This is a genomic window from Glutamicibacter sp. NPDC055354, assembly GCF_053644955.1.
Genome location: NZ_JBSHMB010000001.1, coordinates 306,284 through 323,025, shown reverse-complemented (window position 1 = coordinate 323,025; position 16,742 = coordinate 306,284). Strand labels below are relative to the sequence as shown.

At 49.9% G+C, this 16,742-nt stretch carries 10 protein-coding genes; all 10 read right to left on the bottom strand.

Annotation, left to right across the window (positions count from 1 at the left end):
* Positions 1-103: 103 nt before the first annotated feature.
* The gene (locus ACWICV_RS01430) at positions 104-4,537 is read right to left on the bottom strand and encodes a glycosyltransferase (protein ID WP_454090864.1); all 4,434 of its coding nucleotides are present in this window, start codon (positions 4,535-4,537) and stop codon (positions 104-106) included.
* A 574-nt stretch (positions 4,538-5,111) separates the two neighbouring features.
* Positions 5,112-6,281, bottom strand: coding sequence for a glycosyltransferase (locus ACWICV_RS01425; RefSeq protein ID WP_400288779.1), 1,170 nt, complete (start codon positions 6,279-6,281; stop codon positions 5,112-5,114).
* 1 nt (position 6,282) lies between these two features.
* Positions 6,283-7,995, bottom strand: a complete 1,713-nt coding sequence (locus tag ACWICV_RS01420; RefSeq protein ID WP_454090865.1) for a glycosyltransferase family 4 protein — start codon at positions 7,993-7,995, stop codon at positions 6,283-6,285.
* Complete coding sequence (locus ACWICV_RS01415; protein ID WP_400288775.1) at positions 7,982-9,439, bottom strand: phosphomannomutase/phosphoglucomutase; 1,458 nt, start codon at positions 9,437-9,439, stop codon at positions 7,982-7,984. The genes ACWICV_RS01420 and ACWICV_RS01415 overlap by 14 nt, the downstream gene beginning before the upstream one ends.
* Before the next feature lie 176 nt (positions 9,440-9,615).
* A complete protein-coding gene (locus ACWICV_RS01410) occupies positions 9,616-10,731 on the bottom strand; it encodes a mannose-1-phosphate guanylyltransferase (protein WP_454090866.1) in 1,116 nt (371 codons plus the stop codon).
* Between the two features lie 93 nt (positions 10,732-10,824).
* The gene (locus ACWICV_RS01405; RefSeq protein ID WP_388025699.1) at positions 10,825-11,820 is read right to left on the bottom strand and encodes a polysaccharide pyruvyl transferase family protein; all 996 of its coding nucleotides are present in this window, start codon (positions 11,818-11,820) and stop codon (positions 10,825-10,827) included.
* A gap of 3 nt (positions 11,821-11,823) precedes the next feature.
* On the bottom strand, positions 11,824-12,600 hold the full coding sequence (locus ACWICV_RS01400) for a hypothetical protein (RefSeq protein WP_454090867.1): 777 nt from the start codon (positions 12,598-12,600) through the stop codon (positions 11,824-11,826).
* Entirely contained in the window at positions 12,597-13,586 is a 990-nt protein-coding gene (locus tag ACWICV_RS01395) for a GSCFA domain-containing protein (RefSeq protein ID WP_454090868.1), read from the bottom strand. The genes ACWICV_RS01400 and ACWICV_RS01395 overlap by 4 nt, the downstream gene beginning before the upstream one ends.
* Positions 13,587-13,700: 114 nt before the next feature.
* Positions 13,701-15,503: a hypothetical protein gene (locus ACWICV_RS01390; RefSeq protein WP_454090869.1), complete on the bottom strand. Its 1,803-nt coding sequence runs from the start codon at positions 15,501-15,503 to the stop codon at positions 13,701-13,703.
* A gap of 25 nt (positions 15,504-15,528) precedes the next feature.
* Positions 15,529-16,539 (bottom strand): polysaccharide pyruvyl transferase family protein, encoded by a 1,011-nt coding sequence (locus ACWICV_RS01385; RefSeq protein WP_400290981.1) that lies wholly within the window; start codon positions 16,537-16,539, stop codon positions 15,529-15,531.
* Between the last annotated feature and the right edge of the window lie 203 nt (positions 16,540-16,742).

Below are 16,742 nucleotides of genomic sequence, written 5' to 3'. Positions count from 1 at the left end.
ACTCACTTTATCTTCAATGCAGACTAGATCAATAATACAGTGAGGTGCATTCGGTGGCGATTGCCACTGAACGCACCTCACTAGAGAAAAGCACTAAAGAGCGCTAGTTAGCTTCAATTTCATTCATGATTCGAGCAAGCACATCGTTGGAATCGTAGTTCTTCACAGTGAACTCGCGTGCAGCTTCAACCTGCTCTGCCAGTTTCGCTTGATCCTGTACCTGACTGATCACGTATTGAGCTGCTGACGCAGTGTCTGCATGCAACCACTCATTCGGGTACAGCCATTCCGCTCCCGGCCAGGCCAGGCCTACCGGCAACGCACGAGATGCCGCTCCATCTGCAAGAGTGAAGTGGAAGGACTCGAAATCACTGGTGGATACGGCAACACCGATCTCCTGGTACCACTGGGCCATATTATCGCCTTGAGGATCGAAGACCACAGCACCGCGGAGTAGATCAGATTCTTCAATACGAGCATACTGCGCCTCGTAGAAGGCCATTTCTTCCTCGCGTGCAGCCATCCAGGGGTAATCTTCCGGTCGTTTGCCCTTGACGCGCAACGTAAAGCGGCTATCGATTGCACGCAACTTTTCCAGTAGATCAAGCACGAGGTCGAATCGCTTCATCTGCGGAACCATGCCGACGAAGCCCAATACAAATTGAGAATCATCGGACTTGGGAAGATCCAGCTTCCTGGTATCCACAGAGTTAGGAATGACCATCGTTTTTTCCTCAGGAATTCCGAACTTTTGAATCGCCATTCCTCGGATCAACTCGCTGACAAAGATCACCTTGTCAACCTTCTTGAAGTTCACCGATCGAGGGTAATCCGTGAATAGTTCCTGTGAGTGGAATCTGGTAACCAGTTTCTGCCCGGGCTTCAAATGCGTTGAATACCACGCCAAATTGCCAAGTGACCATTCGCAGAACACCGTGTCAGCATCTTCTAGAAGATCCTGGCTCTCTTCAACATTGTGCTGAGCGTGGCCGTCCCACTTATCGATCTTCAGGTTGTGCCCGTGTTCGGATATCCCGGCCATGATTGACCCGGCAAACTTCAGGTCATGTCCCGCGACTAGGATGTTCTGCGAGTCCTTGGACGCAGGATTGTCAATGAGCGTGCCGTCCGCTTCTTCGACGTCAAGTGGGCGTCGAAGGCATATGGTCTCTACGGCAGAATCTGCGATGTTGCTACTGCGCGTCAAGGTGGGCAGCTGCGCATCCACGTGCTCGCGCATCCAGAGCGGCAGGCCCTGCGTACCCACGTACTTGTCAGAGACCTGTACCGTTGCAGCTTGGCCATAGAACATGGCAGTTAGCATGTCTTCAAGAACCTGATGATCTTGGAGAATTTCTTCAGCGTTGGAGGCAATCACCTCTGCTTCACGAACTGCGTCATTGCTCATTACTGCAATTCCTGCAGTTCGCAGAATGTTTACTGCAGTATCATCGTCGGTGAACCCAGCAACGTATACCTGCATAGGTCGCACGCTAGCTGCTACAAGATCCCAAGCAATTTCTTCGGTTAACGTCTTCAGTTCAATGCCAAGTGATGGCAAAGTCGGGATATCAACTGCGAGACCAGCCATGCGAAGCGCCATGGCCAAACGATGGTGCGCCAGATGTTTGCGGAAGGTCACACGCAATGGCTCCCAAGCATCGGCCACGCGATCAGCTTCGGAGTTCATCCACAGTGTTGAAATCAGTTCCGATTCCCGGCGCGAACCGACCACAGGAACCGACCCATCAAACATCCAAGTAACGCCGAAGCTCTTGCCGCTAATTACCGGAGTACCACATGCCGCAAGCTCGAAAACTCGACGGGAGAACATAGTTGGCGAGGCATTCACCGAGTTAACGTTCACGTGCACCGGATGAGACTTGTAAGCCTCTACCATTTCTTCGTAAGTCAGACCACCCTGGACATAGTCCTGCAATGCTGGTGGGAACTTGTATGGCGATTCAGGATTATCGGCTTGGCGATCATAGATGGTCAGCCCCTGGGGACGTGCTCCCTCGAGGATTGCGCGCAGTTCCTTCGAACGCTCCGCATAACGATCACCATAATAGGAGCCACCGTACGCCACAGTATGCGAGTAGGTGCGGGAAGATCCCATTGGATTGTGGATTTCCGCTTGCGCCCAGAAGGAAAGGCTGCCCAACGCCTTGAGATTTCCACCACGGTGATCCCAGTAGTCCCGCAAGCAGTTGGCGTCAGTAGTCAAAACAACGTCGAAGTACTTTGCGGTACGGCGGAATCGATTGAAGTGAACCGGGTCTTCCTTGTTCCAGAAGATTGTTGGGATGTTCTTGCTGCGGCAGTAGCCAATTAGCGCTACTAGATCCGCACATTGCTCATCATCGTAGTAACCGACCTTGCGGGTCCAAGTTCCATCATTGCCTGCCCACGCCGATTCTACGAAGAGCACATCGACCGGATTCGATGTCAAGGCTTCTCGCCAGTTCTCAGGAGTTGGCGACACCACATTAACTTCGCGGCTGATGGTTGAGGTCGTAAATTCGTCAGCGATAAGAGCCATCCGAATCTCATTAAGCTTCTTGCCCGCTGGCCTACGGCTCTGGACACTGGCAGCTTGGGCAACGAAAGTTTTTGCCACGATTGGCCATGTACGGTTCTCTACCGTCCACTTACGGGCACGACGCCCCATATCCTGCGCGGTCCTCGGATCATTAGCCAGGAGGGCGATCGATTCAGCCAAGGACTGCACATGATCCGCTTCGAAGAGCAAGCCTCGAGCACTATCGGTACCAAGCAACGTAGCAATTGGCGAAACGTTGGAACCGATCACCGGACGGCCTGCAGCCATTGCTTCAATAGGCTTCAATGGTGAAACTAGTTCTGTAACAATATTCGATTTTCGCGGGCAGACCACGGCGTCAAAAATTGCCAGGTAATCGTTGATTTGTTCATTCGGTACGCGCCCGGTGAAACGAATTCGCTCTTCCAAGCCCAATTCGGTCACTTGCCGCTTGAGCGCGGGTAAGACCAAGCCGTCGCCAACGATTAGTGCGCCAACGTGCGACAGAGATTCTGGTAGCTCGGCTACCGCGTTGATTAGTAGATCCAGCCCCTCGTAGTCCACAAGGCTGCCAGCATATCCAAGAAGGAACTCGCCCTTCTTTTTCTTGTCAACGACCTTCGATCGCTCAGCTGGGAGAGGGACGTACTGGAAAATGTTCGCAGCATTCGGCAAGATTTCAATCTTGTCTCTTTCTGCACCGCGCTTCACCAGTTCCTCACGGACTTCCTCCGTGATTGCGAAGGCGCGATCCGCTTCGTTCGCCACCAGAGTCTCAATGCGGCGTGCTAGTTCGAATCGTTCCGATTTATGCCAGGTTTCGTTACCAGCGGCTGCGGTAATTTCCCAAAGCCCACGTACTTCGTAGATGAACGGGATTCCAAGACGACGAGCTGCGATCAATGCTGGCAACGCCGTAATGTGATTGGACGCAGAAACGATTACTGAAGGTCGATTCATCATCGCTTCGCGAACATAGATATCCGCCGCGATCTGCACAAACTTATCCAGTGGATCGCTACGTAGTGACACACCTGGGTTAAAGTACGTATCGACGCCCTGGTAATCGCGAATCAGGCGCTTTTCTTTCGGCATCTTCTTGTTGACTTTGGAGTCCCAAGGGTAGCCAGGTCGCGCTGCAATGAAGAGATCCATGCCGGCTTCGGTGACGGCAGTGGTGAGACCAGTCGTACGCGTCGAATAACCGTTGCTGTTGTATTCGCCAGTGCTGTGCGCGCAATACATCACTTTATCCGGCTGCGGCATATAAGCAGGCGTAGAGGTCTTCGGCGGAACTACCGGCAAGGAATCGAATAGTCGGGCTTGTCCCAGAATCTGATCGTGCAAGGCTCCGAAGCTTGAAGGCGATTCCTCCTTCGCAGCAAGAGCAACTAACCCTTCTGAAGGTTCAACAATCTCGCCCTGGTCGCGGTAACGGGCTATATATGCATCCGCTTCACGCTTAATAGCATCGATGAAGCTTTCTTCGATGCCGGTTCCGGCAGGACTGCCTGGCCGACTTACATTGTCGAAGTTGGAAATGCTTGGTGATGCCGCCAGGACTGGAACATTCTTTTGAACCTGGCGAGGAGCAACAGGCTTACGCGCAAAGGGGCTCTTCAAACCGCGTGCGGCTCTAACGACCGGATGGTTCTTTAGATTCTCATACGCCGTTTTGAATTTCTCGGCCCGGTCATGCTCATTCGCGAGTTGCTTCTTGAGAATCGATGCCTCACGGCTGAATTTCTGTCGTGCGTCCTTAGCGGCAGCAAGTTCTCGTTCGAGCCTTGCGATTAGACCATCTGACTTCACCTTGCGCGATCGCAGAGACTCGTTCTCCCGCGATAATTTCGATGATTGCGCACGGTACTTAGCCAAATCATCCAGTACCCTGGTCTCAAAGTCACCTTCAAGATTCAGATATTCCTGTCTAATGCTAAAAAGTTCGGCACGCGAACTCATTGCTTGAGCGGTCTTGCGATTCGATCGTTTCAACGAGGAAACTCCCTCAACTTTGTAGTCCTATCCGCAAGTAATTCTAGCGGTTCGATTGGAAGAGCCGAGGTTTGACACAACCTAGCGATAGCAATTCAGCGAAACACTTCCTGACCCACTGGGTTGTCGGTGAAATATTCGTCCATTGTCGCCAGGCACAATCGTTCGATTCCAGCAAGGTTGGGCACCACCAGCAATGTGTAGGCGTTGATGATGCGGGCTCCCAGTAAAACGACTTCACACGCCCATGAATACATACTGTTGACCTTGCCCCGATCAAGCAGAACCGGCCTCGCGTACCTAGTCTTCACGTGAATGTGGTCAAGCAACGAGCGAAATCATAATGTCAATAATTCACCAACACGTAAGTTTGATTACACATCAGCCGTCTAAAGAAGTACCGCAAACGCCAGAAAGTCGACGCGACGGTCAGAAAACGACTCAGAGAAATCAATATGCTTAGTTCATAATTCCGCGCCAACCAGCCCCAAAAAAATCGGAGTGGCTGATTGGCGATAGGAATTATGTAACTATTCTTTGCCCAGTCGATTAACTGCTGATTTCAACAAGTCCGTCACTTGAGTCGTATAAGCAAATCCTGGGCAAACTGCGAGCTAACTTTATCTGCGGAAAGTCTCTTCTGTTCGGCAGAAATGGCCGCTAGAACAGCCTTACTCCCGATTAGATCTATGGATTCCATCATGGAATCTGCTAGGGACGCTACGGTTTCATCCTCTACAAAAATCGTACTCTCTGAATTTAGTTCCGCCAGAAACGTAGGAGTCGCCGAAGCAACAATTGGGAGATCGAATGCGCCGTACAATAACGCGGCACCGCTATTCAACGATCGAGCATAATGAACAACTCCAACATCTGACGCGCGCATAAAGTACTGCACTTTATCCGTTGGTATGTTTGAGTCTTCGATCAAAACACGTGGGTGAACGTTCGCTCTGGTTATAAACTCTTGCACTTCATCTGAGTTGTCTGCTTTACCAGCAAATATCATTCTAAATCGCTGCATGGGGTTCTTGGCAACCAAATGATCAAACGCATCGAGCGTACGGCTTAGACCCTTGTAAGCCTTAAGTGCACCAAAAACAAGGAAAACAATCTCGTCGCCATGGATTCCTAACGCCGCTCGCGCGTCCTCTCGGCTCACATAATCAGGGTAGGCACCTTTATAGCTCGGATGCGGTGAAACTAGAATCTTGGAACTATCAATCTCGGTAATACCTGACATAGCATCGGCCGTGGCTCCAGACATCACGTGTAAAACGTCTGCAGTGTCGGCGATCCGTTGCTGGATTTCAAGTTCAACATGTACATGCATTGCGTCATGCGGATAGACGTTATGAACAGTCCAGACAATATTGAAACCGAACTTTTGGAGACGTTGCAGCCTTCCAGCCATACCCAAGCCCATCATTCTGGCACGCTCCGGGTCTTCCATCCCCTGGGTCATCCATGAGTTCCAGTGTAAATGCAGAGTCTTTGTTAGTGGCCTCAGGGATAAGTTCTGCAGATCCAAAAACTTAGCCGGCTGGAGAACGGGCGCCGCCAGAATTCCTTCATTCGGAAATTGCTTGTAACACAGGGCCTGATAGGGATTGACCCTCGCAACCGGTGTATATGCCAGTAGGTGTTGGTCTCCAATATCGGATTTAGAAGCATGCAGAGAGCCCAGAAGCTCAGAGGTTGGCGACAACTCAGTCGCACGGAATCCCAAATAAGTGGATTTCATGTTAGCTCCCTAACTTAGAAAATTCTTGTACATATCGATCACCATTGGACTTCCAAGTACGCTCCGATATCACCCACTCGTATCCGGCTTGGGCGATTCTTTCCTGTGCCTCACGATCGTCGAACAATGACTCAAGTCGATCAGCCAATGACTCGGCGTCGCCTGCAGTATAAGACAATCCACGTTTTGGCGCGTCCGTAATTTCCAATAGCGCTGGCAGATCTGATGTAACAACAGGTTTGCGTTGTGCCATCGCTTCGAATGGTTTTAGCGGAGTAACATACGTGGCAGCACGTTCCCGAATGCGTGGAACGACGAAGAGATCAATTAGTGAGTAGTACTCGTCGATCTCGTTATGATCAACGGAACCCGTAAATATCACTCGGTCCGATACACCACGCTCAGTTGCGAGCTCCTTTAACAGATCCATGCGGGGACCGCCGCCCACTAGAATGCATTTTGCTACCCGCCCGCGACTGCCAAGAATAGCAAGCGCCTCAATCAGTGTTTCCTGCGATTCACGGTAGTGGTCCATGTTTGAGACGTATCCGAAAGTCGGAACATTCAACAATCCGTATTTTCTAGCCAACTCAATGTTTCTATCAACGGGTTTGAAGTGTTCAGAGTCGACGGCGTTGGGAATAATTCCGATCTTTTTGGGCGGAACTCCTCTTGAAACAAGTTCATCCTTCATGGATTCACAAATAGTCAAAACACGATCCGCAACTGCCATGCAGTACTCTTCGGTCGCCATCCGCTGAGTGAAGATCTCGCCAGATTGCTCAACGCGTGTATCATCAGTCCAGTTTGCTTCGAAGAACGAGCGCACTTCGTATACCAGTGGAATTCCGGTCTTCGCCCGAAGAGCAATACCTGAAAGCGCGGTCTCAAATCCACGTCTTCCCGAACTGGCATGAATCACTTGTGGGCGAAGTTTCTTGATTTCTTCGTAGGCTAAGTCAGCAAACATCTGATTGAACTGGTCAGCCGGAACTTTCGAATAATCAATCGAACCCATTCCTAATCTGACGTGCAGAATGCCATCAACGAACTCGGTGCGTGTTTTAGGATTGTTATCCGGGAAGCCCGGTTCAGTGATGACGACGGGCTCCAAGCCAGAAGCTTTTTCAGCTAAGAAGTTCTTATGGCTGCGCGAGGTGAATCCATTGGAAAGATTCGGTCGGCTCTCTTTAACCAGATGTACTATACGTCCCTCGACGAGGCTATCGATTCTACGTATTGGACCCTGAATTTTAGGAACTGCGCCATGCAATTCCTTTACACGACCTTCGAGGAACTGCAATCCAGCAGTATTCTGAGATTTTTCTTTCTTGGCAATTCGATAGCTCAATTCGAGAGCATCAGAGATAGACCCCTCTTTGGTTCTCAACACACGAAGAGCCTTCATATTGGAAAGCGAGTCTCTGGTACGATCCGACGTGGCATCAGCCCAAATGTTCGCTTTAGTGAAGTCTCGATCCCGAGTATAAAAAGCTACAGCATTGCCTTCATTGAATTGGGAAGTAAGGACAGGAAATTTTTGCAGAATTTCTTTCAGCCTACGCGACTCACCGCTATCTCCAAGTCCTGCAACCATATCTGCCAATGCTTTTCGTTGCCGACCTGCAAAATTCACTAGACGCGCGATGTCTTGGTGTGCTTTATCCAGTTCTTGCAATACTTCTTTTTTGTTGTATTTCTTAGAATCCATCATTGGCTCCATTCATCTCCAAGGCCGTGGAGTTCTCGAATCGCACAATAGATAAAACCTCATCGGCAACCTTATCAATGACACCAGGTTCACGTGATTCACCGTTGAAGCGTAAATACGGCTCAGTATTCGACGGACGTAAATTGAACCACCACGAGCCGTCCTCGGCCGTAAAAGTCGTGCCGTCCATTTCCGTTATAACCGTAGGTGAAGACTTGAAGGAAGCGACAACTCTAGCGATAGCGCCGGTCTTGTCCTCGACTATTGAATTAATCTCTCCGGTTGAAACATACGGCTCATATTCAGCGCCCAGTTCTGAGAGAGATCCGCTTTGTTCGCCCAGCGCCGCCAAAACGTGCATCGCCGCAAGCATGCCTGTATCCGCATTGTAAAAGTCACGGAAATAATAGTGAGCAGAATGCTCTCCGCCAAATACAGCACCCTGCTTGGCCATTTCAGCTTTAATGAATGAGTGTCCAACTCTTGTCATTACAGGGGTGCCACCTGACTTTTCTACAAATTCGGGGACAGCCTTCGACGTGATCAGATTATGAATGACGATTGGAGTTTTCTCCCCTGCAGCTTGGGCCCGAGCAATTTCACGCGTTGCCACGAGAGCCGTGATTGCGCTTGGTGAAAGTGGCAACCCACGTTCGTCAATTACGAAGCACCGATCCGCATCGCCATCAAACGCCAGACCCAGATCTGCTTTATGCTTCAATACTGCCGATTGTAAATCTCTAAGGTTCTCAGACTCCAGCGGATTTGCAGGGTGATTCGGGAAGGTCCCATCGAGTTCAAAGTACAGCGGCACTATTTCTAGCGGTAGCTTCGAAAGTAAGCCATCGCCAAGTACAGCTGGGGTGGTTAAACCGCCCATTCCGTTACCAGCATCTACAACTAGTTTAAGCGGACGTATATTGGATAAATCGACAAGTTCTCGCAAGTAACTGGAATAGTCGGCCAGCACATCTTGCTCACGAATCTTACCCAGCAAGTTGTTCGGTACCGTTGGTATTCCGGCAGCCAGATAGGCTTGTGCTTGATCTCGAATATCGTAAAGTCCGTTCTCTGATGAGATTGGACGTGCGCTTGATTTCGACATCTTGATGCCGTTGTACTCGGCCGGGTTATGACTCGCTGTAAAAACAACTCCCGCGGCATCATATTTTCCTGAAGCAAAGTACAGTTCGTCCGTAGACACAAGCCCAAGCATGACAACGTTGGCTCCACGCTGAATAGCGCCGCGAGCAAAAGCTTCGGTAAAAGTAGGACTTGATGGACGCATATCTCCACCAACTAACACTTCATTACCTGCTAAGCCCAGTACATCGACGAAAGCAGCTCCAATTGCTTCCACTGCTTCAGCGTTGATACTCTCGTCCACAATGCCCCGTACGTCATAGGCTTTAAAAGAGTCGTTGAGGTTGATATCAATACTTGACAAGATGGATTCTCACTTCTTTTTCATCATTTCATGTTGGCACATAGCAGACCGCTCCTTCAGAACTTGCTCGCCTACGACTTGTAAAGCAAGTCGCGTCATGATCAAGAATCCTACATAGAACGGAGATGTTGTTTGTTGATAGCTGAGGTTAACAACTTGCGGGTGGATGGTGGATTTTAGAGCACCTCGGTAGCGCCGTCGGCCTTCAAGGCCTCCACGGTCTGCTTGACCTTCTGCGCATGCTCCTTGGTGGTCACCAGCAACGCGTCGGCGGTATCCACCACGACCACATCCTCGATCCCGACCAGGGCCACCACGCGCGGGCGGTCCGAATAGACCACGCCGGTAGCGCTGTCGGCATACACGCGCACCGACTCGCCGCCCAGGTTGATGATGCCCTCCTCGGCACTGGCCTTGTTCAAGCGGCCGATCGCGGCGAAGTCGCCCACGTCGTCCCAGTTGAAAACGCCCGGGATCACCGCGACGTCGCCGGCCGCGGCGGCCGGCTCGGCCACCGCATAGTCAATGGCGATCTTCGGCAGATCGGCCCAGACTTCGCGCATCACGGTTTCGCGCTGATCGGTTTCCCAGGCATCGGCGATCTTCATCAGGCCCGTGTACAGCGCCGGCTCGTTGGCTTCCAGGTGCTTGAGCATCAGGCTCACCGGCGCGACGAACATGCCGGCATTCCACAGGAACCCGCCCGAGGCCAGGTACTTGCGGGCGGTGTCCTCATCGGGCTTCTCCACGAACTGCACCACGCCGCGCGCCGACGGCGCATTGGGGACCTCCAGCGGCTGGCCGGTCTGGATGTAGCCGAAACCGGTGGAAGGGTGCGTCGGGTGGATGCCGATGGTCACGATCTTGCCGGTCGCAGCGGTGTGGATCGCTTCGCTCAGCGCGGCCTGGAACACCTCAACCGGCTCGATGACCTGGTCCGCGGCGAAGGAGCCCATGATGATGCTCGGGTCGCGGCGGTACAGGATCGCGGCGGCCAGGCCGATGGCGGCGGCCGAGTCGCGCGGCTCCGGCTCGAGCACCAGGTCCTCGTCGCACAGCTCGGGCAGCTGGGACACTACGGCTCCGCGGTGCGCACGCCCGGTGACCACCATGATCCGTTCGCCGGCCAGCGGGACCAGGCGGTCATAGGTGGCGCGGATCAGCGTGGATCCGGATCCGGTCAGATCGTGCAAAAACTTCGGAGCGGAAGCCCTGGAGAGGGGCCACAATCGGGTGCCGACGCCGCCGGCGGGGATCACGCCGTGGAATCGGGACAACAGATCTGAATTCAAGTACGCACTCCAAAATTTCTGTGCCGGGACAAAAGCCTTCCGCGCAATATAACGGATTGCGAATAATACACTGCCATTAGCTCTGACTCTTCTCTACTTGGAAGGGAAGTCTTTGTTAATGGCACGAACAACAGCATGGACTCCTTCGTATGCTTCAAGACGTAAAGTCTTCAGAGCATCTTCAGAGATGGGCATATCGGCCAAGCGGACCTTTTGCAAAAGGTTCTCATCGGTCGCACTGGACAGTAGAGGGGTACGTCCCAATCGACGATAGAGATTACGTGACTTTGAAGTCGAAGAGAGTACTACGGAAGAAACCCCGTAAGTAGTTGCAACAACTGTTCCATGGAATTTATTTGAGATGAGTGTATGCAGTCCACCGATTGCGGAGCTGATCTCATCGATATTCTCGCTATCGAAGATAATCTGATTCTCTAGAGGGAAATCCTTTGCGACTTGCAGATCGGCCGCTCGGGTGCGCCCCGTGCCCATCACGATGTTCATGATGTCAAAGCCCTCTTTTTGGAGTTCCCTACACGCGTTTAGCAAGACTGTCGGATCGGAGCCCGCGCGGTGAGTACGAAGAGAAATGCCAATTGTTGGTTTCTCGAACTTCTTAGCAGGAGGATAAACACCACTAAATGCCAGATCAGCATGATGGCGGACCTCAACATTAGGAGTAAGTTTCTTCCGAATCCACTCCGCACTCTCGACATCTCGCGCCGAAATGTACTTCACGTTCTTGTGCTGGAAGAAAGTACGCAGACGGCTCATGACGTCTTCAGCTTCGTGCTTAATCCAAGTTGGAACTCCTACACCGGAAATGTATATAGGCCGGTTTAGCCATGCTTTGTTCCAGTAAAGTGGAGAGATCTTGTTCGGGATGACCAAGTCACCGCCACCGATAACGATTGCATCGACTTCTTTAGCTATTTCGACTGCAGAGCGTGAGAAATACGGGTACTCCAACTTGTCGTGCAGAAGCCTTGTCTCATGCACTGAACCGATCGAATTTTCCCAAATGCGGTGGAAGAGCTCATCTCCATAATTGCCCCATCCGAAGAATCCTACTAAGCCAATTTTAGCCACGGTCTATTTTCCTTGCTGCTCGTATAGTTCACTAATAATGCGTGAAAGCATCATTTTTCCAAAAGTCTTATTCATATGATAAAAGTCGCGACGTTTGAAGAATCCCCGCTCATCAGGTGTGTCTGGCTGGCCTAAGCATAATGAGGTTTTGGTCCACATAAATCCGCGCTTACTTTCTTCGGGCTGTTCAATTACCCGGATCCCATTGGATATAAATCGATTTTTTTGAGATTCATAATTTTCTAACAAATATCGTTCAGCCTGGTTATCGTTGAACGCGTGAAACGCTTCTAGTCGCTCACCAGATTCAGTTCCGGCCCATTCGGCAGGCAATGGTGCAGGAACCAACGTCACGGGCTTGTCGGTTACACGTCTAAGGATTGAAATTAAGCGAGAGGCTTGCGATTGCGCAATACGATGATTCGTATACGAAATGGACACCTCTGGAGTTAGTAATTGCCCGCCCAGATCAAACGGTAAATCGTCAGGTTGGTATTCTTTCCAACTCTCGATCATCGACACAACAGAGAATCCGAATCCAAGAACAACAAAATGGTCCCAATCCTCCGCAAAAACGGTAGATTCGGAAGTACTGGTGGCCTCAATTTTGACCATGTCCAGCGTAGCCACATCTTTCGTTCCGACTATCTTTAAGGGCTGGTTTCCATAGGTTCTCGAAATATAGAACTTACGTTCCTCAGTTGAAGACTCAGGCTTAACCCCGTGCGAAGTAACTGCAAGAGGGGCAAGATGTGAATTACCGATAAAACAAATTTTCATTTCGCAAATATCTCCAAAAGCGAATCGTCACAAAATACCTGTTCGTCTGCGATACGTTCTTGTTTTGCCGTCAACGAAGAATTTTTGACTGGTATATGTTCAGAGAAGAAGTAATTCATAACCTTTTCCACCGCTTCAGGCTTGACATTGCGTCCAGTCTCATCAAAAGGGGAATTTTTGACGTAGCTTGACGAGATAACCTCGTAGGACGGGAAATAATCGACGTCCTGGCACCGTCTAATTATCTCACCAGCGGCAGCTCTAAGTACCGCCTTAGAGTACGTCGTCGCCGTGAGCACATGGTCACTGGTTGCAGTGGCGGCTAGAGGAACTGGAGAGACAGTAAGGATAAACTTGATTCGAGGATTAACTCGACGAGCCAAAATACGGAACTCCAGAAAATCTCGCACAACCTCTGTGTAATCAAAATTCTTAAATTCGTACTTTTCAGAATCATAGGAACCAGCGACTGTTCCGGGAGCAGTTGGATAGACAGTGCCATCCACCTTTGACACCCATCCTTCAGTCAGCCCCATCGTGAAGACAAAAACGTTAGCTTGCTTCAACAATTCAAGAACACGTCTGAGGTGGACTTTACGATGTCTTAGTACCAATTCGGGGCTATCGTGCCCTCCGGGGAAAATCGTAGGACGAAGTGCATCATAAAACTTCCCATCACGCTCCCAGACGACTTCCGCGGGTACTCGGTCACCCATGGCCTCTCGCGCAAGTTGTGACAGTTGACGAGTGTAATAGATATTTCCATAACGGGCTGAATAAATTCCGTAGCCATGTTCCATAGCCCCAGATTTAGTTAGATTCTCCGGGGCCGGCTCAACGTCAACGACATTATATCCATTTGACCGCATGTACTTGGCGATGTGCTGAGCGAAGCAGCTTCCTGCGGTTGCAATGCGGTCAGTTGCTTTGATTTCGAAGCGTTTTTTGTACAAATCGGGAATCGTCGCCACTGAAGAAGTGCGCATACCGGTCTTCCAGTACGTCCGTCTCGGATTGCCTCTATAAGGCGACTCAGGAACCGGAAAATTCTGCGTACTTGTCATATCAGAAGCTCTCTGCCGTATATAGTTCAGACTCGATCAGTCTAGCAAATGATAGCTCAGAAGCTTCCCTATGGAGCTCCTTGCAAATTGAAGGGGTAACGACAGATCCGCCAGTTTGGAGTTCGCTTCTTCCAAAATTGGCTGACAAACATCTCCCAAGCCATGTGTCTGAGCAATCTCAAATCCAGTTCGAGTTAGCTCGGATAATGTTTCTCGGTCCTTGTGCAGCATATGTCCTCGTTTCCTTGCTAATTCAGCGAGGACGAAGGAGTAACCGTTGACTACTTCATCAGCACTACCTTCAATCTCAAATTTGTAGATTTCATCTGGATGAATCCGCCCACCAAGTGTCGATAGCCTGGCATCTACTTCCGGAGAAGAAATGTTCTTGCGGTCATCGTCATAACGATGCGAAGCCATTTGTGGACTGATTAGTGAAATAATGTCATGAATTACGCCGAGCGACTTGCCGGATCGTACTGTCCCTTTCCAACTTTCCGAACGAGCTAGGCCTACGAGTTTCCTATTCATAAAAGGTCTGACCCCGATCATAGACGTCGTGACAAACCGTCCGCTATGTAGGGCATTACGGTGGCCCAGATAATGCCATTCAGATGCTATAGGGTCATCGAAGTCGATGCCCATCTCCAACATTGCTACTTCCGTTTCGGCATAAAACGCATCAGCAACGTTCTTGTTCTTGATTGTCCGATGAATTTGAGACATCGAACGCCATCCGTATTGCCCCTTTGCCAATTCAGCACCATGACCTCCAATATTGAACGTCGGATGCTCGGTTACGATACGGTCAGGAAGGACCATAAAATCGTAAAGTCCCGAGCTAGATAAGTACCAAAGACCTAGCGGATTCTCGACGCGTTCGATCTTTCGAGTAGCTGCGTTAGGCATTTGCCTGTTGAGAGGTAATTCGTGGATTTCTGCTAGTTCCGCGACAACTTCGAAGTCTTTCTGATGCTGCGGGGCCGAATTCTGACACGTGATTTTTGCCTGACTCTTTAGTTCCTCAGATAAGGTCACCGATGCAATATTTACACGCGAATCTAGCCCGCCGCTCACGGCCATATTTACACGCGCCGGACCCAACGATGCCAAACTGGACAACAAACTTACGTATTCAACGGTATATTCACGAAGACTCTGTTCATAAGATGGACCAGCGTCGGCCCCAAAAATCTCGGGTAGGTTGCCACTTTGTAAATGAGCAACCAATCTTTTACCAAGCTCCACTCGCATGGTGGAGCCCACCGGTACCATTTTAATCTGGTCAATCATGGTATTGCTACTAAGCATTTGTCCCGCCATGGCATTTGCCCAGGTACGAGCAGTCACGGAGGTCACATCAACAGTAATCGGCATTGACAGGATTCGTCTGCTTTCTCGCAAGACGTAAATCGAATCCGAAAATAGTGCGACGTCACTAGCAACTGTCCTAAACAAAGGGCAGAGACTAAAGAGGTCGTTCGAGATCTCAACTTTGTTAGATTCTTGGTTCCAGGCGCAACTTACGTAGCACCCTTCGACCGATTTGAAGCTCAACGATCTTTTGTCAACAACTGATGAACTACTTGAATTACCACTGAAAATAACCTTCCTCTCTGTTTCATTAAATATGGCATACCCACGGAAAAACACCTTATTCTTGAAATCAGTTTCACTCTCAGCTCCACGGCTTACAATAAGAATTTTGTAACCGTTACTGAGATCTTGTTCAGCCACTTCCGAACTATATTTTCTATTAATAGATTCGTTGGACATTAATGACGAACGAATCTTGTCAATCTTGGATTTGACGCCAACAGCTATAAGATAATTAGACATGAGCACTTCCTTCATAGAAGCCGATTTATGGGAAATTTAACTGACGGATTGCATTCATCAGCCCAGTTACATGCGAAATTTCGGCATTCGCTAAATCTCGAACATGCTTTCTTGTAAGGCTTTGCACAGAACTTGACAGGCTGGTCCTGTCAACTAGTGGTTCTAACAGATCGATTAATTCGGGAGGAATTGCTCCTGAAGGAGAATATCGCATCAACCCAAGTGACTTCGACGTATCTCGCAGCGAAACGTATGGAATCCCATATTTGGAAGCGACCACAAGCGCATGGAACTTCGCGCTCATCACCAGATCCATTTTGCGTAGGTGATCAAGCATTTGCGCGGTGTCGTCAAACGACTCAGCGTATTCCGCTAAACCATGTCGTTTAAGATTATCAATCTCTCGTTCACGCTGATCGCCAGTTGCTAGCACCAATATTGATGCAACAATTCTCCCCTCGGAATGCGCAGCAAGAAGACTACCCCAGATCTCTAAATCAGATTCCGTAATTTGTTTTTTATTAAGGACGAATGCGACCCTTGGCACGGCATTAACTCTTCCGTCGATTCCGTTGGAGGGAGTAGTGTCCGCAAAAACTAAATCGGGAACTATTCGGACTGGAACTTTAGGCCTGATATTTTGACTTATCCACTCGGCACTTCGTTCATCTCGCGCGCTCAATGACAGAATGTTATTTGAACTAAAGAACTTTTGAAGGCGTGGTATAACATCTGGGCGATTTGTTTTTGACTCTTCAGCGACCCCAATACCAGACACCACAATCGGTTTGGCAGTCCATGCACCATTCCAATAAAGGGGTGAAATTGCTTCGATTCTGATCAAATCACCTCCACCAATTATGACGGCATCGACTGATGATGCTTTAGCAACAGCCGACTTCGTAAAATAGGGCTTCTCGATTAAGTCATTCATACGTACTAGCTCGTACTGAGACAATGTTTCGCGCCAAATATTGAAGAACAATTCATCGCCAAAATTTCCCCATCCGAAGAATCCGACTAAACCAATACGCAAAGCACAACTCCCAAGTATCCGACACTAGATGACCTCCAGGGCTCTCCGTGACCTTCGATTAGTGATGGAAAATATTCCAATTTCATTCAGTTTCAATACAATAACAGCAGAACCAAAAATTCAGTTACTCACCGTGTGAACCACTTCACGACCCTATTCTATCAACTGACTGAAGGGGCTTTATTCTGCAACGACCCAAAACG

Coding starts and splice junctions, on each gene's coding strand:
- ACWICV_RS01425 (WP_400288779.1), bottom strand. CDS start 6,281: ATGAAATCCACTTATTTGGGATTCCGTGCGACTGAGTTGTCGCCAACC.
- ACWICV_RS01420 (WP_454090865.1), bottom strand. CDS start 7,995: ATGATGGATTCTAAGAAATACAACAAAAAAGAAGTATTGCAAGAACTG.
- ACWICV_RS01400 (WP_454090867.1), bottom strand. CDS start 12,600: ATGAAAATTTGTTTTATCGGTAATTCACATCTTGCCCCTCTTGCAGTT.
- ACWICV_RS01395 (WP_454090868.1), bottom strand. CDS start 13,586: ATGCGCACTTCTTCAGTGGCGACGATTCCCGATTTGTACAAAAAACGC.
- ACWICV_RS01390 (WP_454090869.1), bottom strand. CDS start 15,503: ATGTCTAATTATCTTATAGCTGTTGGCGTCAAATCCAAGATTGACAAG.